This is a genomic window from Bradyrhizobium glycinis, assembly GCF_016031655.1.
Taxonomy (GTDB): Bacteria; Pseudomonadota; Alphaproteobacteria; order Rhizobiales; family Xanthobacteraceae; genus Bradyrhizobium; species Bradyrhizobium glycinis.
This window is the reverse complement of the sequence record NZ_JACCHQ010000021.1, coordinates 47,052-66,213: the sequence shown is the minus strand read 5'-3', so window position 1 is coordinate 66,213 and position 19,162 is coordinate 47,052. Positions and strand designations below refer to the sequence as shown.

At 59.5% G+C, this 19,162-nt stretch carries 14 protein-coding genes; 2 read left to right on the top strand and 12 right to left on the bottom strand.

The genetic code is table 11. From position 1 onward, the window contains the following. Positions 1 to 14 precede the first annotated feature (14 nt). From HZZ16_RS26170 to HZZ16_RS26145, 6 genes are all read right to left on the bottom strand, one after another. Entirely contained in the window at positions 15 to 1,943 is a 1,929-nt protein-coding gene (locus tag HZZ16_RS26170) for a Cof-type HAD-IIB family hydrolase (protein WP_197952725.1), read from the bottom strand. Positions 1,944 to 2,062: 119 nt separating this feature from the next. Then, positions 2,063 to 3,178: a hypothetical protein gene (locus tag HZZ16_RS26165; protein WP_197952724.1), complete on the bottom strand. Its 1,116-nt coding sequence runs from the start codon at positions 3,176 to 3,178 to the stop codon at positions 2,063 to 2,065. Positions 3,179 to 3,183: 5 nt separating this feature from the next. Continuing rightward, a complete protein-coding gene (locus tag HZZ16_RS26160; protein ID WP_197952723.1) occupies positions 3,184 to 5,091 on the bottom strand; it encodes a hypothetical protein in 1,908 nt (635 codons plus the stop codon). After that, complete coding sequence (locus tag HZZ16_RS26155; protein WP_246510442.1) at positions 5,088 to 6,236, bottom strand: phosphoribosyltransferase-like protein; 1,149 nt, start codon at positions 6,234 to 6,236, stop codon at positions 5,088 to 5,090. The genes HZZ16_RS26160 and HZZ16_RS26155 overlap by 4 nt, the downstream gene beginning before the upstream one ends. Before the next feature lie 948 nt (positions 6,237 to 7,184). Further along, a complete protein-coding gene (gene panD, locus HZZ16_RS26150; RefSeq protein WP_197952722.1) occupies positions 7,185 to 7,538 on the bottom strand; it encodes an aspartate 1-decarboxylase in 354 nt (117 codons plus the stop codon). Between the two features lie 691 nt (positions 7,539 to 8,229). Further along, positions 8,230 to 9,117: a LysR family transcriptional regulator gene (locus HZZ16_RS26145; RefSeq protein ID WP_197952721.1), complete on the bottom strand. Its 888-nt coding sequence runs from the start codon at positions 9,115 to 9,117 to the stop codon at positions 8,230 to 8,232. Between the two features lie 105 nt (positions 9,118 to 9,222). Here HZZ16_RS26145 and HZZ16_RS26140 point away from each other — a divergent pair, with 105 nt between their 5' ends. Further along, positions 9,223 to 10,722, top strand: coding sequence for a CoA-acylating methylmalonate-semialdehyde dehydrogenase (locus HZZ16_RS26140; RefSeq protein WP_197952720.1), 1,500 nt, complete (start codon positions 9,223 to 9,225; stop codon positions 10,720 to 10,722). A gap of 118 nt (positions 10,723 to 10,840) precedes the next feature. Here the strand turns inward: HZZ16_RS26140 and HZZ16_RS26135 are convergent, their stop codons facing one another. The 3 genes from HZZ16_RS26135 to HZZ16_RS26125 all read right to left on the bottom strand — a co-directional run bounded on the left by HZZ16_RS26135 (position 10,841) and on the right by HZZ16_RS26125 (position 15,173). Then, positions 10,841 to 11,887: an MDR family NADP-dependent oxidoreductase gene (locus HZZ16_RS26135; RefSeq protein ID WP_197952719.1), complete on the bottom strand. Its 1,047-nt coding sequence runs from the start codon at positions 11,885 to 11,887 to the stop codon at positions 10,841 to 10,843. 634 nt (positions 11,888 to 12,521) lie between these two features. Beyond that, positions 12,522 to 13,247, bottom strand: a complete 726-nt coding sequence (locus HZZ16_RS26130) for a GntR family transcriptional regulator (RefSeq protein ID WP_283815872.1) — start codon at positions 13,245 to 13,247, stop codon at positions 12,522 to 12,524. Positions 13,248 to 13,448: 201 nt separating this feature from the next. Beyond that, complete coding sequence (locus tag HZZ16_RS26125) at positions 13,449 to 15,173, bottom strand: thiamine pyrophosphate-binding protein (protein ID WP_197952717.1); 1,725 nt, start codon at positions 15,171 to 15,173, stop codon at positions 13,449 to 13,451. 209 nt (positions 15,174 to 15,382) lie between these two features. Here HZZ16_RS26125 and HZZ16_RS26120 point away from each other — a divergent pair, with 209 nt between their 5' ends. Next, positions 15,383 to 16,141: an SDR family NAD(P)-dependent oxidoreductase gene (locus tag HZZ16_RS26120; RefSeq protein WP_197952716.1), complete on the top strand. Its 759-nt coding sequence runs from the start codon at positions 15,383 to 15,385 to the stop codon at positions 16,139 to 16,141. Positions 16,142 to 16,433: 292 nt separating this feature from the next. Here the strand turns inward: HZZ16_RS26120 and HZZ16_RS26115 are convergent, their stop codons facing one another. From HZZ16_RS26115 to HZZ16_RS26105, 3 genes are all read right to left on the bottom strand, one after another. Next, positions 16,434 to 16,793 (bottom strand): hypothetical protein, encoded by a 360-nt coding sequence (locus HZZ16_RS26115; protein ID WP_376707595.1) that lies wholly within the window; start codon positions 16,791 to 16,793, stop codon positions 16,434 to 16,436. Between the two features lie 407 nt (positions 16,794 to 17,200). Further along, a complete protein-coding gene (locus HZZ16_RS26110; protein WP_197952715.1) occupies positions 17,201 to 17,887 on the bottom strand; it encodes an SDR family oxidoreductase in 687 nt (228 codons plus the stop codon). Positions 17,888 to 17,961: 74 nt separating this feature from the next. Next, positions 17,962 to 18,828 carry a CmcJ/NvfI family oxidoreductase gene (locus HZZ16_RS26105; protein WP_246510440.1) on the bottom strand — a complete coding sequence of 289 codons (867 nt, stop codon included), beginning with the start codon at positions 18,826 to 18,828 and terminating at the stop codon, positions 17,962 to 17,964. Positions 18,829 to 19,162: the final 334 nt, after the last annotated feature.

The following is a 19,162-nucleotide window of genomic DNA, read 5'->3' as shown; positions in this document are numbered from 1 at the left end:
ACGTGAACAATCTATCAAGGCCGCCGCAACATGGAAACGTCCAATTGCGCGCGGCCAGCACCCGCCAAGCGCATGCCGCCCAGTATCCTTAACAGACCGTCAGGCCCGGACACGTGACTGGGCAACAGATTCCAACAGGAAATCTCGCGCTCGCAAACCTGGTCGACACTGAGCCCGAATTCGCCTCCGAGCAGCTCGTAGTCGTTGCCGTGCCTATCACCGCTGTCGCCGACTGCGAGCATTTGAAGCTTGTCATCGACCATCCTGCCCCGAACCGCGTCGAAGACGCGCGGCTTGGCCGCCCATTCCGGACAGATGTCGATCGAGTGCCCGGAACGAACCATCCTCAATCCCGGACAAGCATCGACGATCTCGCGAAGTTTCCCAAGACCGTCCGCCGTGGACACGAGCTCGTCGACGCCAATGGTGATCTGAAAAGGGCTTTTCTTCGGGAGCCAGCCGTTCCGGAACATCGTGGCCCCGGCTTGAATACGATCGAAAGCCTCCAGGATAGCGGGATCTGGCTCGAGCGGTGTCGTTCGGATATCGACGGACAGCGGGACGATGTGCGCACCGTTGTAGTAGCCGACCAGCACCCGTTCGCAGTGCTCCGGCGAAAGACAGCTTCGTAATTCCTCTCCGACCGATCCACCTCTGCCTGTCGCAAGCGCGATCGCGACGCCGCCGTCCAGAAGTCTTCGCAAGCCCTCCATGATCGGCTCGGTGGGCGGCTTGCCTCGCCTGTTCGTAGCGACCATCGTCCCGTCGTAGTCCAGGATAAGCGCGCCGAACTCGGCGGCTTCGAGGCGCCCGATGAACTCGTCGCGGCGAGAGCTCCAAGCCCGCCCCGCTCTGTCCGGTTCATCGGCTCTCTGCTCGGATCTCCTTTTACGGCGCGTGGCTGCATCTTCGGATTGGACGGCGACGAGGAGATCCCGGCTATCGTAGATCAAACGACCGAAGTCTGCGACTCCGGGTTTGCCGGGGTCGATGCCTGTCACCGCGCCGATGCCTTCAACGACGCCGAAAGATTTCAGAACGGCGTCGAAAAGGGTGTGTCGCCCGGGTGCGCCGAAGGCGAAATGCACGCTTGGGATCGTCGACGGAATGCATGATCGGATGGTCTCCCAGAACGGAAGACTGCGATCGCAGGTGAGCGCCAGCAAGACAGTCCTGTCGGCATATCGGTCGAGCCAGACATGCCGACCATGGGCGAAGTTGCGGAAATCGGTGCGCTGCACCTTGCAAAGACCCGCCTCCCAGCAGCTGGTCTCGATCATGACGGCCGCAGCGGTTAGCGCGGGATCGTGCAGGATGATCAGCGTGTCGCGCTCGACATTCCAAGCGCTTGCGATCGCCTCGATATCACGCGTTCGATTCGCCGCGGACAGGATGTTCTCAGACCTCGCCCGAACCTGATCGCATCTCTCCCTCCCGCGATGTCCCGCGACCTGATCGCTCGCCAGCAGCAGCGACGTCAACGTCGAAGTGAGCGAGTGCGTCGCCAGAAACCCATCCTTCTCATCGGCTACCGGCACCGTGTGTAGTCTGGCAATTTCGGCACCCACGCCGGCGACCAAGTTTTTCCCGCGCGCGGTCACCACGTCGATCCGGCGAGCATGCTCGTTGACGGCGGTCTGAAACGCCGCCCGGATGTCTGCATTCTTGCCCCCCGCAGTGAAAAGCCAGACGCCCCATTTCGGCAACACGGGGTCGAGGGCAAACGCCATCGGCGTCGTCACCGCTGTGGCGGAGTGCTGCAGCCACGTCCTGCAGGACGACAGGAACTCGGCGGAGACGGCGGAGCCTCCGCTTCCGACCGCCGCGACCGGGTAGTCGGCAGCGCGCTCCAGAGCCTCGGTAAGGACGCCAAGTTCGCTTGCGCATGCCTCAGAGACGGTTTTCAGAAGTCCGTTCACCTTGACGGAGAAGACAGTGGTCATTGCTAGCGCGTCCTTCAAGCCGTGAGATGATCCACTGTACGAGAGCCGAACCTCTCCGTATCCGCAACTGTCATTCTAGAGAGCTCGGTCCGGCGCGAGACCGTTGGCTGCTTTCCGAGCTACCCGGCCACTGCCTCCGATTCCAGATCGTAGCTGCCGTAGATGGGACCGTGGAGCCAAACGTGAACGGCCATGTCCGGAGGCGCCTCGGATTCGTCCGGCGCTGTGGGCTCGAATTCGTACCGCAGTGTCTCGACGTATTGTACCGAAAGATTGTGTTCGATCGCAGCCATCATCGCACCGACCGCGATCACTTTACTGCCGAACGGTGACAGGATGATTTGCGGGAAGAATACGTCCTTCACCGTCTCATCATAGCGCGATTTCAGAGTCGAGATCGTGCGGTAGCAGTCGAGCGGGTTGCGTTCCGACACGTAGATGAGATCGCGCGCATCGACCTGCCATTCGTTCAGCAACGGCGCCTGATATTCGGCCAGGAGCTCGTCGGCGCGTCGCGGGTTGCGGGCTGGGAAGGGAACGACGGGGCATACCTTGTACACGTTGTCCAGTGTTGTTCGGATTCGTCGCAAGGTCTCGACACGGCCGCGTCCGAGCTGAGGCAGCCAGATTCTGGCCACCGGCAGCGATTCGTAACCTCCGGAGGGGCCCGAGTACCCACGAACCGCTTGGACCTGCATCGAAGGTTCTCCGACAATCCGATCGTCAAGCTCCGGATTGGATACGACCATCACGTGCAGGCTTAGACCAGGCTTTGCTTCGGCGTATTCGAGCAGCATCCTGGCCAGAGGAAAGCCGACGCCCGTGGAGAGCGCGCTCATGTCGAGCACGATATCGGTCACCTCGGCAGGCCAATCGTATTTCTCGAGAGCGGCGCGCGCGCCATGGCCTCCGATCGGTGCCCCGTCATCCGCCGAGAAGATCTGCACGTGGGAGACCTTGCAGTCGGCAATGATGCCTTTGAGGCGCGCTTCGTTCTCGTCGGCGAGCTGCTGGAGATTGACCGCCGGGTCGCCGCGATCCTCGCGAATAAAAAGACCGTGTACGCGGTCTCCCATGGTGGCGGCAAGCCAGTGGGCGATGCTTTTGGCTCGCGGGTCGAAGCCCGCTCCCGCCACGAGAACGCAACGACGGGACGTCTGGGAAAAGTAGTCGTCGATGAAGCCGGAGACGCCCTTGTCGAAGTGAGTGATGCAGTTCTCCCAGTGACGGCGCATGATCGTCAGACCTTCTCTTCGGCCAAGACGAGGTCTGGAACGCGACGCTCGAGGAAACCGCCGCGATTCAAGGTCAAGCCGTATGCGAGGCATACCGGACCGGACAGCTCCAGAAGGCACCAGTTCTTTCCCCCCTGACCGTAGTCGCGGATGGCGACGATGGCCTGGTACGCGATCGCATACTTGAGCACGAGAGCGATTTCGCTGTCGCCAGCAAGCAGATCTTGCATCTCTGTCTCCAGAATGCCCACGGCATTTGCTCCGGCTCCGAGAGACGCGTTGGGCTCGGCAGAGACTTCCAGACAGTCCTGCGCTAACCGATCGATCAAGGCGCGCACCTTTCTTGCGAAGGGAAATCGCCAGTCCTTCAACATTTCCTTGGATTTGTCGCGGAGCGCGCTCTGCTGCTGCGCCGGTGTCAATGCCGGATCCTGATTCCTGATCGCCTTCGTTTCCATTCGCTCCACGAGCGCGCCTGCGAGCTGCAGAAAAACCTCTGCGTTTTCATTGCTTGCATCACAAAGAACGTCCAATCCGAAGTGGAACGCTCGATTGAACTTGTGATTCAAGATCAGGCGAGCCGCATCGGCAATCGTGCTTTTGACCCTGAGCGGCTGCCTGGGCTCGGGATCGTCGGCGAAGAGATCGCTGGTCTGGCCCGTGGTGCGGACCACGTAGCGATGCAACAGCACGCGAAACATCATCAAGCGGACGTCTTCGCCGAGGTCGAGCGATTTCGCTCCTTTTACGTAACGGTCAACGATCTGCCGGATCTTGTGCTGACGGTCGTGCGAGATCCTGAGGCTCTTCTGCTCGCGATCGATCAGCGCCCGCAACTCGTTCATCTGGCCGGCAGAGAGGCTCGGCGGCTCTTCGCCGAGGAGATCCTTGAAGCGGGTGTAGTTTCGATCTCGGAGCGGTTGCACGAGACGGAGGTAGCGATCCGCCATGTCGGTCGCCATCTTGCGGAACTGACGGCGCTCGTCGGAGCGGGCGCTATCGGTCTGCATGAAGATATCGAGATAATCGCGTTCGACCTTGAGCCCGGGAAGAGCATCTGCGTCCGCCGATCGGAAGACTGCGCTGGGCGAGAGGGCATCCATCCTCATCATCAACCAACGCGCAAATCGTATCTCGCGTCGCGCGAGAGCTCTGAAGAGCGCCTCGAACTGATCCGGATGCAGCGTGTGCACGTCGTCCAGGATGGTCATGGGGCGAAGGCGGCACGGCGCACCGTTCCATTCGATCTCGATTTCCTGAATGGCCTCGAACGGCTGATACGGCTCGCGCGCCTCCTCCGGGATGTTGTCGAGCGACGGAGGGAGAAGACTTGCTCCGATGGAATAGACCGCGCGTTCGACGCTGCGGGCGCGTGCGACGATGCTCTCGGCGTCAGCGCCGCCGATCTGCTCGAGCTGCGCCCCCGCGCCGTCGCGTGGAATGAACCTGATCTCGTTGATCGCGCGCCGCCGATTGGAAGTGAGATTTCGAACGAGTTCCAGGATCGTGCGAGCCTGAATGAGGGCCAGGACCAGCTTGGTCTTCACTGCCGGGTCGTAAGGAAGCTCCCAGAAATCGCGATATTCCGATTCCATCGGGATCCTGACCGCCGCAACACGGGGCCGCTCGTCCTCCGTGAAGCCACAGCGTGCAAGGACCGAGGCAAGCGAGCGATTGTTCTCGCTGCTCTGGTCGCGGAGGATCGACTCGATGAGCCGAAACTCGACCAAGCCCGCCATCATGGTCTTGCCGCTTCCCGGAGTTCCGATGACCCGGACCGGATAGTCGAAGAGAAGCTCGCGCTTCTTGTGTTTGGCAACGAACGTGGTCAGCGGCTCCGGGCTGACGATCGCCAGAAAGGCGGAGTCGTCTCGGATGTATTCCGTCGCCCGCCTGAGGAAGGGATTGGTCATTGCAGGGATCCGTGCCGGTCACGCCGGTGGAACAACGGGCGCATCTTGTGTGAACCGCCCTTCCCCGCCGTTTCTGCCCACAACAATGGAATGCTGTTGTTCGGCGTGTTGTGCTCGAGGACGATAGGCAGGGCGCAATTCGCGTATCCGAGCTTCATATCGGTCTGGCCGGCCTCGCGGCAATGCCTCTCGGCGCGTTTGAATATCTCGTGGTCGTAGTACTTGTCACCCAAGTCAAGCATCGGACCATCGAGGGGGCGGGTCAGAGGCAGGGAGTTCGGCAGCAGAAGGCTTTCCGTGGCCGTGTACGCCGAGCACGTCCATTCGCTCCATTCCGCCTTCGCGAGTTCCAAGCGTTCGACCAGAGCCAGTCGGGCCTGATCGCTCGATATGTAGTGGTGTATGTGCAGCTCGTAGTCCCCGGCGATGGGGAAGTCTTCATTCAGGTCGACGCGTGCGGACCGGATAAGGTCGTTGAACTTCTTCAGCTTACCCTTCCATTCACCTTTCTCGTTGCGGCGGATGAATGTGGTACCTGACGCTGTGAAGTCGTCGATGAGATAAACGCAATCGAACTTTTCGGAAGGTGACATTCCTGGCGCCTCCCTGAGGTTCTTGCTGAGATCGAGCCACTTCTCCCGGTCGACGTTCATCATAGGGATGACCTGCTCGGTCGAGATCCGACCTGCGTTCGCGCGCCGGAGCATGTCGATCCGGCTGCCGTCGCTCATCCCGACGAAAAGTGTCTTGCGCAAGCTCCGCTTGAACTCATCGGAGCCCTTTTTGTCTGCCCAGACCTCATAGGCCTTGATACCGAGGCGCGACGCGACCGTCTGGCGCAGGTGCGGCGTCACGACCTCCGGCACGAACGTTTCGACCAGACACTGCATCTCGGCTAAAGATATGTAGACCAGTCGCCACTTGATGAAATCGTATGCGGCCTGTCGATCGGCCGCCTCGAATTGCTTGAGCCAGGTCGCCAGTGTCTCGAGGAAGCGGACGCCGGCGCGGAAATACGAGTAGCCGTCGTATTTGACGGCGGACATCATGCGCAGCCAAGCATATTCGTCGGTGGCGATTCTTTGATCGTCCTCCGGCCAGCCCATCACTTCGGCCAGAAGACTCAAGGCCATCCTGTCGTTCAACTGCGCCTCTCCGGTGGGGGACAGCCCGAATTGGGAGGCGAGAATCGATGCCTCGGCCGCCTACACCCGCTGCTCGTTATACTGGCGAAGGCCTGCCTGGCAACTGTTGGCGGCTGCCTTTCCCGTGCCGACAAGGGATCTCCCGGGTCCTCGACATTGGAAACCACGGCTGATCAACCATGTGCTGAACCAATTGGCGCAAGCGGATCAACGTCGGCTGCAGCTGCGCATCGAAGATCGTTCTTGCGCGCAAATTCGCTGACCGCGGTGCGATCTTGTGACCCAGATGTGACCCAAGCCTTGAGCCGGCCAGAGGACCTCGCAAGTGACAAGCAATCCATTGATTTTATTAAAGGATTGTGGGCGCACCTGGGCTCGAACCTAGGACCCGCTGATTAACAGCCAGATTTTTTTGCTGCCACACACAGCAGCACATGGCATACGTAACCGACACAGCACTTTCTTTCTGACAGAGCCAGGCCTGCCCCCTCATCCTGACAATGCCTGACGGTCGCTTCTGAGGCATTGGCTTCGGAAAACAGGCTACCGCCGACCTTCAACTCAAACAATGTCGCCAGCCCGCTCAGCTCCTTCGCTGCAACGGGTGATTTGGCATTATCAACCGCTCAGCTGGACCGTCGCTCGCCCCTTGCAAAGCCTCGATGCCCCGAGGGCTTCTCGGGTAAGGGCCCCACGCTGCAGCGAGGGCGGTTCTCGTTCCAACGCATCGGCGCCAGCTCTCTTAACGCGCGGCGCATTGGCAGGCGCAATATAGCCGTTTGCGATGGAATCGATACCTGCGGCGCGGCTTGGACTCGCAGCCGGCGCTCGCGTATCGGGCTCCCCAAGTCTGCGGCGTAGCTACTCTCCTTAAACACAGTCCGCCTTCATGCGAGCGCTTCGGACCGCTTGGGTGGGTTCTGCGAAACTGCTCGAGGCGATCTTCCCTCAATCCGACAAGATCCGGTTATCCCGATCAACTCTCACGACGCGCGGAGTAAACATTCGTGCCTCGTTGTCGTTGAAAGAGGCGTATGCCACGATGATGAGCTTGTCTCCCGGTATGGCCAGCCGCGCAGCTGCACCATTCAACCCGACTATTCCTGACCCCGCGGGTGCCTCGATGACGTAAGTGGCAAATCGTGCGCCGGTCTCGATATTATAGATTTCCACGTGCTCGTTGGCTAAGAACCCAGCTGCGGTGAGTAGGTTACGATCAATCGAGATCGCACCTTCAGGGTGCAGGTCGGCCTCAGTGACCGACGCGCGATGGATCTTTCCCTTCATCAACGTAACCTGCATGTCTGACCTACAAGCACCTTTGCACACAACCGGTTGCTAACGTCACCGGCATAAGCCGGAGGTGATAGAGACTGCCCAATCGGTATCCGGTTTGCATCGAAATGGTCGCGATGAGCACTCTGTGCTTGGAACGTTAGATCGGAAGGCAAGCTATACAGGCTTTCGGCCTCTACGCGCGTCCAATCACTGCGGACGGACCGGCTGTCGCCGGCCGGCTTCGCTCCCACCAATACACGAACGTTCATCAGTCTCGCTTCTTCATCCACGACAGAGGATACTCGGGATGTCGACATTCTCGGATCGGATGGATGCGGCTAGGACGTCGAAAAACAGCCCTTGGCAAACGTGCCGCCGAATGCCCTTGTTCGTTACCCCCCAAGCTAAGCGCCACTCTAACGTCGGCGCGATGCGAAAAGACTTCGAAAGCCGAGCAGCAATTGCAGAAATTCTGCGCGGACGCTCTTGTCCGGCTCTTCCGGCCAGGCCAATGTTGCGCAGAGCTTCACGGCTCGCCTGTTGCTCGTTCCATCCGCTCGCTTCTACGGTCGCTCCTGGTGAAACCTGCTCCTTGTACGGCGGGCTCACCATTGCATCGAGCTCACCGGAACGTTTTCGCAAGCTCGATGGGCGGACTGTTGAAACGCGGGCCGATCAAAGGCACGATCGCGCACTCCGGCGCGGCGCAACCCGGTTAGTGCGCATCAAAGCTGGGGCGATACGACTTTACAGAAGCCACTATGAAGCGAAGAACTTCCTGAACCCGCCGCACGTCGTGGGTATCCGGATGCGAGGTGAGCCAGTAGCTTCGAACGAACCGCACATCAGGTAGCAGACGCTGAAGCTCCGGATAGCGACGGGCAGCATAGTCGTGCAGGATGCCAACGCCATGGCCGCTTCTCACCGCTTCCATTTGAGCAACGACGCTGCCACACTCGTAGCGGCGCGACATCAGCCGACCGAGTGCTGAGGCGTAGTCCAGCGCTCTGCTGTAAGCGAAATCCTCAACATGCGTGACGAACAACCGGCCCGTCAGATCTGACTGTTTCTCGATTTGGCCTTCGCGCGCAAGATAGCTGTGAGCTGCATAAACGCTGAGCGTGTAATCGGTCAATTTCGAGAAGATCAATCGCCCCTGTTTGGGCCGATCGAGAGTTATTGCAATGTCAGCTTCTCGGCGGGACAATGAAAAGGTGCGTGGAAGCGGCACCAGTTGAATGATCAGACCGGGATGTCTGGCCGCGAGTGCCCCGAGCTGATCTGCCAGAAAGTAGTTGCCCAGTCCATCCGGCGCCCCAACGCGCACGGTGCCAGTGATCGCTTCAGCGGCGCCCCGGATACTGGCGCCCACCCTGAGCAACTCGCTTTCGGCGCGTTCCGCCGCCACGACGAGGGCGTCCCCTGCCGCTGTCAACACGCAGCCAGAAGTATGGCGCTCAAGCAGCTTAACCTTGAGACTCCTTTCCAACGCCGTGACCTGGCGAGCAACTGTCGCATGGTTCAGGCGCAAATGCTTTGCCGCTTTCAAGAATTGCCCGGCACGCGCGACTTCGAGAAAGATCCGAACGCTTTCCCAATCCATCGACTACACTTTCTGCACAACGGAGCCGCGAATTTGGCCGTTGATGCGCATATCTATGCATCCATTATCAGACGCGATCAAGCGGTTTACAGAGGAGCCACTGCCGTGTCGGCAACCATTCGGAACTTCATCAATGGCGAACTGGTGCAAGGACGGAGCGGCAGGATCTCGCCGGTTTTCAATCCTGCAACTGGCCAACGATCCGGAACGCTCGGTTTGGCTTCGGCAGATGACGTGAGAGCTGCTGTAGGTGCCGCGCGTGCCGCCTTCCCGGCCTGGGCCGCTACGCCTCCCCTCCGACGAGCCCGGATTCTCAACCGGTTCCTGCGCATTTTGGAAGAGCGGACTGACGAACTCGCCCACGCCATCACAGCCGAACACGGCAAGGTGGTTTCAGATGCCAAGGGTGAAGTTCAACGCGGAATGGAAGTCGTGGAGTTCGCCACGGGCGCACCGCAGCTCTTGAAGGGTGAAATTACGGAGAACGTCGGTACGCGGGTTGACAGCCATTCGCTGCGGCAGCCATTGGGTGTTGTGGCGGGCATCACGCCATTCAACTTTCCGGCCATGGTCCCGATGTGGATGTTTCCCGTCGCCCTCGCCTGCGGCAACGCTTTCATTCTCAAACCATCCGAGCGCGATCCGTCTGCTTCGTTGATCCTGGCGAAATGGCTCGAGGAAGCAGGCCTGCCCCGTGGCGTCTTCAACGTCGTGCAGGGTGACAAGGAAGCGGTTGATGCGCTTCTTACCCATCCTGATGTTGCAGCCGTGAGTTTCGTGGGTTCGACGCCAATTGCCCGCTACATTTACGAGACCGCGACCCGGCACGGCAAGCGTTGCCAGGCGCTCGGCGGTGCCAAGAACCATATGATTGTCATGCCGGACGCCGACATGGATCAGGCGGTCGATGCACTCATGGGCGCCGCTTATGGCTCGGCCGGCGAGCGTTGCATGGCCATCTCGGTCGCTGTCCCGATCGGCGAGACGACTGCCCAGCGTCTGATCCAAAAGCTGGCCCCGAAGGTGCGCGCGTTGAACATCGGGCCCGGCACCGATCCCGATGCCGAGATGGGGCCCTTGGTGACCAAGCAGCATCTCGAGAAAGTTCGCGCCTATATAGATGGGGGTGTTGCCGAGGGAGCGGAGCTCGTGGTCGATGGGCGTGACTTTAAGCGTCAGGGTTATGAAGACGGCTATTTCATTGGGGGAACGCTGTTCGACCGCGTGAGGACGGACATGAAAATCTACCGGGAAGAGATCTTCGGCCCGGTTCTCGCCGTCGCTCGCGCCAATTCATACGATCATGCAGCAGAAATGATCAACCAGCACGAATTTGGCAATGGCACCGCGATATTCACCAGGGACGGCGATGCTGCCCGGGAATTCGCACATCAAATTCAAGTTGGTATGGTCGGGATCAATGTGCCAATTCCGGTCCCGATGGCATTTCATTCTTTCGGCGGCTGGAAGGCTTCTTTGTTCGGCGACCACCACATGCATGGACCGGAAGGCATTCGATTCTATACCAAGTTGAAGACGATCACGACCAGGTGGCCGACTGGTATTCGGGCCGGAGCCGAATTCGTGATGCCGACGATGGGATAGCCCTTTTTATGCTTAACAATTGCTTGGCACCGCCGGCGGCGCGCATTTCGAGCGGTCGCCGCTGCAGCGCCCGAATTCAGCGGACATCGCCGACGCAGGCTGCTGTCCCGAATGGACCTTAATGGGACTTCCGGGGCGCACGGGCTCCAAGCGTCGGATCGGGGCTCACCTGCACGAGCATCTTGCCGAAATTGTCGCCGCGCAGCATTTCGGCGAAAGCGCTCGGGATGATCTCCAATCCCTGGCGGATGTCCTCGCGGTACTTGACCTTACCCGCCTTCGCCAGGGGCGCGATGTAGGCCAACATCTCGTCGTGCTGCGCGGCGAACTCGCTGACTGAGAGATTCCTGACCCTCACGTTCCGCGCCTTGAACACCGGTTCACCTGTCTTGATCAGCGCTGCGCGTCTGTCGACGCCTCCGTCCTCATCACCGTAATGGGCGATGAGGCCGCAAATGGTCATCCGCGCGCCCTGATTGAACAGCGGAAGCACTGCCTCGAACACCTTGCCGCCCACATTCTCGAAATAGACGTCGATACCGGCCTGGCAAACGGCGGCGAGATCGGCCGGCAGAGTGGGCGAGAGATGGGAGACGCAGGCATCGAACCCCAGATCATCAGTCACGAACTTGCATTTGTCATCGCGCCCAGCGATCCCGATGACCCGCGCGCCCCGTTGCTTGGCGAGCTGCCCAGCGATCTGTCCGACGCCACCCGAAGCCGCCGAGACCACCACTGTCTCGCTCGGTTGAGGCGAGGCCATCAAATTCATGCCGGCGAAGGCGGTCAGCCCCAGCATTCCAAGCACGCCCACGGCCTGCGAGATGCGCCCGATGGACGGATCGAGCTTGCGCGGCACCATGTAGCCCGGGCGCCAGACCCCCTCACCCATGAGCGCATATTCGGTCCAGCCATTGGTGTTGAAAACGAAGTCGCCGGCCTCAAATCCCTCCATCCGGCTCTCGATGACCTGGGAGACAGTGCGAGCATGGCAGGGCGCGCCTTCTGGCCCGGTGCGCTCCCGCTGGTAGTACAATTGATACGGGTCGAGCGACACATAGATGGTCCGCGTCAGCGCCTGCCCCAAGGCGGGTACCGGAACTGCGCCCTCCTTCAGCACGAACGTGCCCTGCTGTGGCCATCCCGTCACCGGCTCGTTCGTCAACGCCCAATATCGATTTCTCACGACGTCACTCCCTTGTGGGCACCGGCCCTGATGCTCGGGTCTCAAGTCTGTCATCAATGCGTTGCGGCGATATTCCCCGGACTGTGAAGCGGGGCGTTCTGCCTTGCTAACAAGTCGGTTCAGAACTACTCCTCCAATTCCCCCGGTTTGCTGCTCATGTCTTCGGACCAACCGGGCAAGGCAAAGGATGCCAAAATAAAATCTGGGGAGCGCACCTGGATTCGGCGCGAACACGTTTCAACACATAGTACGCACTAAGCTCTAGGGTTTTAACTCCACTGCAATCCCGCCGGCTGCGCGAGTTCGATCTCGCGGTCTGGAGCCAGTCAAACCACTGGCCTTCATTGCTCCACCGACACGTGGCCTCATAGTAACGATGCCTGATGCAATTTTCGCCGATAATCGACGCTGACGCGCGTTATTCCAGCGCGAATGCCCCCAAGCATCGTATTAAGTTGTCGCACTGGGCTGACGGTGAGATTCTCGGTAGAGAGCAATGGGCTATGCTAGGCTCTTACTCATGGCAGCCAAACCCGAGACGCTCGGTTCGATGCGCATGCTGCCACACCTCGCCAAAGTGCCCCGAACCGCCGCCAGTCGATGCAGCTGGTCGTCAGTTCGCGCCGAAAGATGTTGTCGAACTTCGTTTTTTCTTGTCTTCAGCGGGCTTGTTGAGCCTGACGACAGCCTTCTCAAGATATCTGCTTGCCCACATGATGTCGTTTGCCAGAGCAAGCCGTGCGCCTGCGCCATCTTTTGCAGCGAGGCTAGCCAGGATCGCCCGGTGCGGATGATCCTTCGCGGTAGCTGATGCACTGAAATCATTCAGCGTGAGAAGCGGACCTATTTGAACCCACAGGCTTTCGATCAATCCGCAGACCACAGGCAAGTCGGATGATCTGTAGATCCTGAAATGAAATTCTTCGTTGATCGCGAGGACTGTCTGCACGTCGCGCTGCCGTCTTGCCAGCATCAGCTGCTCCTGCATCTTCTCCAGCGCGATGATGTCGCTCGGCGAGATGTTGTTCGCCGCAGCTTCTGCCGCACGCCCTTCCAACTCGATTCGAATGTCACGAATTTCCCTGAACCGGGCAACGCTTAAGACTGGGACCATCATCGTGCGCGACTGATGCGGAACAAGGCCGCGCTCGGAAGCCAGCCGCAGAAGCGCCTCCCTCACGGGAGTGACACTAACTCCAAGCTCTTCGGCCAATGGCTTGAGAAGAAGCCGCTGGCCCGGCCGGAACCGGCCAGCAATGAGAGCTTTGCGAAGCATCAGATATGCCCTCGCGTGTAAGTTGTCACGTCCGACGTGCGGCCAATCAAGTGCAGTGGACATGGGGAGTGCGGATGAGGAAGCAGAGCGGTTCGCGTGTTGAGATCCCGGTTTTCTCATTTTCTGTTCGCCGTCTCGACTGGCGCCCTTCTGGTAGGGCTGCTCCTCACAGGCAAGTCCGTGTATCACGGCGTTGGGGTGCCACAAAAGATTAAAGGGGCCGCCCGGCCCCTTTAAGACATGTCTGGCCAAGGGAGTACCGGCTTAGCTTCCGGAGGACGGGGTCCACGGCAAGGGAGCCAGCGCTTCAAACTCAGTCACCACGTCGATGACGGCGGGCTTACCGGATCGGCGCGCATCATCGAAGGCCTTTGCCAAGTCACCGGGCTTCTCGACCCGCACGCCGAAGCAGTCGAAATCGCGTGCGATTTTCGCGAAATCCGTGTCTCGATAGGCAAAGATCTCCTCTTTGTTACCCTTCCTTCCTTCGTAGGCAATATCGATGTTTCTCCTGCCCTGTCCAAGGCAATGATTGTTGTTCACGATCGTGATTACGTTAAGGCCATACCGCCGAGCCGTTTCCAGTTCGGGGAGATGATACATAAAACCACCATCGCCGGTTAAGCAGACGACGGGACGATCTGGCACCGCACACTGAACGCCGAGTGAAGCAGGAAAAGCCCAGCCCAACGACCCGGCGGCTCGCAGATATCCCTGGGCCGGGTCGGTTAAATAGACGAGCGTGCCGCTCCAGTGCGATGCGTATCCGGTATCGGCCACCAGCATTGCGTTCTTCGGAAGCCAGTCCGAGATCTCCCGGCATAGACGCTCCGGCCTGATCGGCGTCGCCTCAGAGGATCGCGCGATCTCCGCTTCCGCGCGCCATTCGGCGACGTAATCATCGACCTTTCGCTGCCAGCTTGCTCGCGCACGGGATGGCAGTTCCAAGGCAAGGCGATCGAGAGCCGCTTTCGGGTCACCATGTACACCAATCGCTTCGGGGAAGTTGCGGCCAAGCTCCGCCGGATCGATGTCGATCTGTACAATTTGTGCCTCCGGCCTTGGCAGCTTCCAGTGATTCGTGATCATGTCGCCCGTATCGCTGCCGACGAACATGACAAGATCCGCATCATGCAGGATCTTGTTTGCACAGCTCCGCGAGTAGGTCCCGGCTACGCCACCGTTTTGCGGATGAAACTCCGGAAGAGCGTGTTTTGCATCGAGCGACATCACAACTGGAATTCCGTGGCGTTCGACGAATGCCTTAAGGGCGTCTTCGGCGCCCGACATCATCAAGCCGGCGCCCGCAAGGATCACAGGGCGCTCTGAAGCCGCGATCGCGGCCGCAGCACGGCTGACCGATTCCGCATCCGGAGAAGGACGGAACGCTGGCACCTTTGCGAAGGTCTCTTCGGGAAAGATGCTAGCTGTGAATTCGGCGGCGCCAACGATGTCGCCCGTATAGCCGGCGATGTCGAGATGGACAGGGCGCGAGGCACCGGTTGTCGCTTCTCTGAATGCTTGACGAAGGAGATGAGGCAATTGCGCCACCTCATCGACTCGACCTCTGAACTTCGTGACGGCGGCGTAAAGCGGCTCGTGCGGAAGCTCCTGATACGCGTTTCGGTACTGGTAGTTGGCCGCGTGGCGCCCCGTCAACGCGACGACAGGCGCGTACGCAAACCACGATTCCTGGAGAGCCGCGGCAAGATTGGCAGCTCCCACTGACTGCGCCATGCAAACGGCAGGGCGTCGCAGCGCCCGCGCATAGCCATCCGCCATATACGCGATTCCCTTTTCGGAATGCCCAAGAATTCTTTTGATGCCGAGGTCCTCCATCTCGGTGAGTGCGCGCCGCAGAACAGCATCCATGAAGAAGACGTGAGAGATACCCTTCGCCTTGATGGTCTCGGCAATGAAGCGCCCCCCAGTCATGCGGCGCGACGGTTGGAGGGCGGGGCTAGCGTTCGGCAACTTAGACTTGTTCATCTTACTCTATCTCTTTGTCGGTTTGGCACGATGCAAACTGGCTCAAAGCGGCACTGTGCCTATTCCCTGGCGACCTAGCCAGGCGGACTATCTCGCGTTGCGCGAGCATTTTATATGATATAAAAAGTCACGTCAATGTGCGTTCACCGCTCGCGTCGGGCGCTGGCGCGTGCCGGCTCGCTCATCAGAGAAGCCAAAAAGGAGAGACCATGATCCGCTACGAACTGTCGGGAAAAAGAGCGCTCGTGACCGGTGCCGCTTCAGGCATCGGCTTGGCGACCTTGACGCGGTTGGCAGAGTCGGGGTGCAGTGTTGCGCTGAACCACCTTCCCGACGATCCGCGGGGGCCTGAGGAGGTGAGCAAGCTTCGCGCGGACGGTTACGACGTCTTCAGCGTACCGGGCGCTATCGGTGACGGAAAAGAGGCAGAGCTCGTAAACGCTGCCGTTGACAAGATGGGAGGGCTCGACCTTCTCGTTAACAATGCCGGGACGCCGGGAGCACGGAAGTCCATTTCGTCCTCCGATCTCGACCTTATCACTGACGAGCTGTGGTCGGCAGTATTGGATACGAACCTCATCGGGCTCTTCCGATGCACGCGCGCGGCTGCCCCCTCGTTGCGGCAATCGAGAGGCGCGATCGTAAGTTTGGCCTCAGTGTCAGCCCTGACGTCGAGAGGGTCTAGTTTGGCCTATGCGGCAAGCAAGGCTGGTATCATTGCGATCACGCGTCATCTTGCGCAAGGTCTCGCACCGGAGATCCGGATTAACGCGGTGGCGCCGGGCGCAGTTGACAGCACCTGGCAGATCGAGTGGACGGAAGCGCAGCGGCAAAGCTCGATCGAGCGAACTCCCTTGCGGCGCAGATGCGTTCCTGAGGACATCGCCGAAACGATCGTCTATCTTGGCTTCGCAGCGCCCATGATCACGGGGCAGACGATCGTCATCGATGGCGGCCTGACGCTGTAGCTACGGCGGGACTCGATCCTGAAGTTTCCATACAGAAATCATCATTTTTACCTGGATCGGTTCGAATGAGCTAGCAGCCTCCGCTGCTGAAAGAGGCGCCTGAAGTCGGATGCTGGCAACTAGATGCTGCCGTGCAAGAAGGCTGGCGAGTTGACCGCTAAGTCGCGCGAACCGCGGCTTTGCCGTTTGCTGTGACCCGGTCTGCGGAGACGTCCGCTTCTCGCGCGTTCTCACGACACAGCTACTCATGTTTGGAAGATGAATTGAGCGGCCAAGGGCTTGTTCGACGAGATCAGGTGTCGACGAGCGCGCGCATCTTGATGAGCCGGGCGGCCTGGAACTGCGCGAACTGGCCGAGGCGTAACGCAACTGTCGTCTTGGAATCGCGCGAGAGAAGCGAGCTGCGTAAAATGGAGGCCGCAGAATCCAAGCCAAGTATGGTCATCTCGCGTTCGAAACGCTGCACCTGAACAATGCCGCGATGTTGCGGATAACTTCCAGCACAGCATGCTTGTCCTGCCGGCTGCCGAGAAACGGAAAACATGTGAACGAGCCCGTAGAGCGCCCACTCAACATTTTCGTCAAGCAGAACTCGACCTCCGCAAAGCATTGATTGTTGATGGCGCGATGCAAGGCGACCGATAAGCGCCAATAGCAATGCTCTGTCACGCGGGTACTTTCTGCAGGTCCGTTTTGAGAAAAGAAGCGGTTGCGTTGGCGTCTATCCGGATAAGCTCAAAGGTCGTTCGATTTCACTTATTCGCGGAATGTGAACCGCGTGTAGCAACGCGGGTGACTCTATCAGCATCCCGATGATCGAAATGCTGGCGCGTCTTGATCGATCGGGAGCTAGCAGCGCCCGACCACAGAATATCGCTGGCGTTAATCAGCAGGCCGTCAACGATCCTTCACAGACATGAAGCAGTGCCCCCAGATTGCGTTCTGTGGGCGCAAACGAACGAGAAACTGCGCCCGCCGCCAGTGCGACACGGACACGGACGCCAAGTTCAGAGCCAGGCGGCCGGCTTGGCATCAATCCATCAAGCTGACGTGAAACATTCACCAGCGAATCTTCACGCCGCGGTAGTCCTGAAAGACGCCGCTGGTGGCTGGCGTGAGCTCCGCGATCCGAGCGATAAGGCCGCTCGCGCACTCGTCAGCCGATATGAAAGCAACTTGTCCCTTGACCATCTCTGTTTGTACATAACCTGGATTTAGCAGCGCCACCAGGATCCCATCTCGAGCCCAGGCACGCGACAAGCCACGCATGCCATTGTTGAGCGCCGCCTTCGAGGCTCGATAAGCATACTTGCCGCCTGCAGCGCTGCTCGTCGAGCCCATAATGCTGGTGATTGCCACCAGCTTCTTCTGCGTGCTGTGTCTCAAATTGTCGTAGAGGGTCTGCGCGATCAACATGGGGGCCAGGGCGTTGACCCGCATCGTGGTCATGTAACCTTCGGCCTCGATCCAGTCGGCCGATAGACCGCTGATTCCGGCATTGTTGATGAGAATGTCGATTGGTTGATCGCCCAGGGTACGCTTAAGGGACGCGATCGAGGATTCGTCAGCGACATCCAGTGCAATAATCCGAACGCGACCGCTAGAGGACGCGGCGAGGGCTTTGAGCTCATCAGCTTTTGCTGGATGACGGCAGCAGCCAAGAACCTCGGCACCCTCAGTCGCGTACTGCTGCGCAAGCGCAAGTCCGATGCCCCGATTTGCGCCCGTAATCAGAACTGTGCTCATCTAAGGAACGTCTCCCGTTCGCCCGAACTGCGCAAGCCTTCCTATGACTTGCGAATGATCTCACCCTCTCTGATTCAGTCGTAGTACACGAAGAAGCGCGCCTCGACACTCCTGCGGGGTTTCGCATCTGGGTAAGCGCGACGATTGTCGAACGCCGCATGAGCGGACCTCGGATTGTGATCGTCTTCGGAATCATACCCCTTAAACAAAGCGAACTCCGCCGACGTCATGTCCGGGAAGTAATACCAGCGGTGAACTGGGCTGTAGTGGACCAGCCATGTCTTGTGCTTGACGTCGTATTTCTCGTAGACGGTATCGACCAGGTCCGTGTCGACAACCGAGTTGCCATCGCAGAACGCCAAAGGAAAATCCTGCGGCGGCTCGGAAAGTGCATGCCAGGCTTGGATGATCATCAATCGAGAATAGGCCCGGATCGGAATGCCCTGGAGTTGGTCTTCCCGCGCGGCCATCACCGGGCCGGCGATCGGCGCATAGTCAATATGCGCAAAGCTGGCCACATACGGCCTGACCAGACCGCTCCCCTTCTCCGCCGGCGGAACAGAGCTTGCGCCAACAGAGCGAATGATAACGGCATCCCGCTTGGGTACAACCCATGAGGCCTTGAAGTAGTCCTTGATGAACGGGACCATCTCTTCAAGATACCTGTCGCGCATGACCTCCGGATCACGCTCGTTCGCGCAGGAGATCTTGTGCTGAATGAGAGTGAAGCCTTCGCTGTCGAGAGAAAGTTCGTCCACAATCGGACGCGCATCGCGTATTGTCACGTCATAGCTTACCAGGGGCCCATCGGAGCCCGGCACGACAATTGCTGGAGCCTTCTCGCCCGGCGAGCGGCGAGCAAAGGCGATCTGACCTTGCACCGATGCTAGCTGTTCACGGTTGATTTGCGCCGTCGACGGAACTCGCATCGCCGCTCCCATCTCTTTTTTTCTCCGCTTCAGAGATAGAATTTAGTCGAGTACTATAGCGGGATAGCTGCGAAGATGGGGGCGAAGATGCCGAAATTCTTCAGGAAGTTGGCGAACGTCGGAACATTGCCCCTGTTCGCCCTGACTTGGTGAGGCCAGGCCGCGGTAGGCTAGGAGGGATCAGCAGTCAGGCGACCAGTTCGGCGTGTCGCGCTTGGTACGATCAGCTTGCGCAGCACGAAAACCGGCACAGACCGCAACCGTGCCGGTGGGGTGATTAACAGAAGGCGACACTGAATCCACTGAGGCACTGCCCTCATAAACCGGAGGCAGGATCAGATGCATC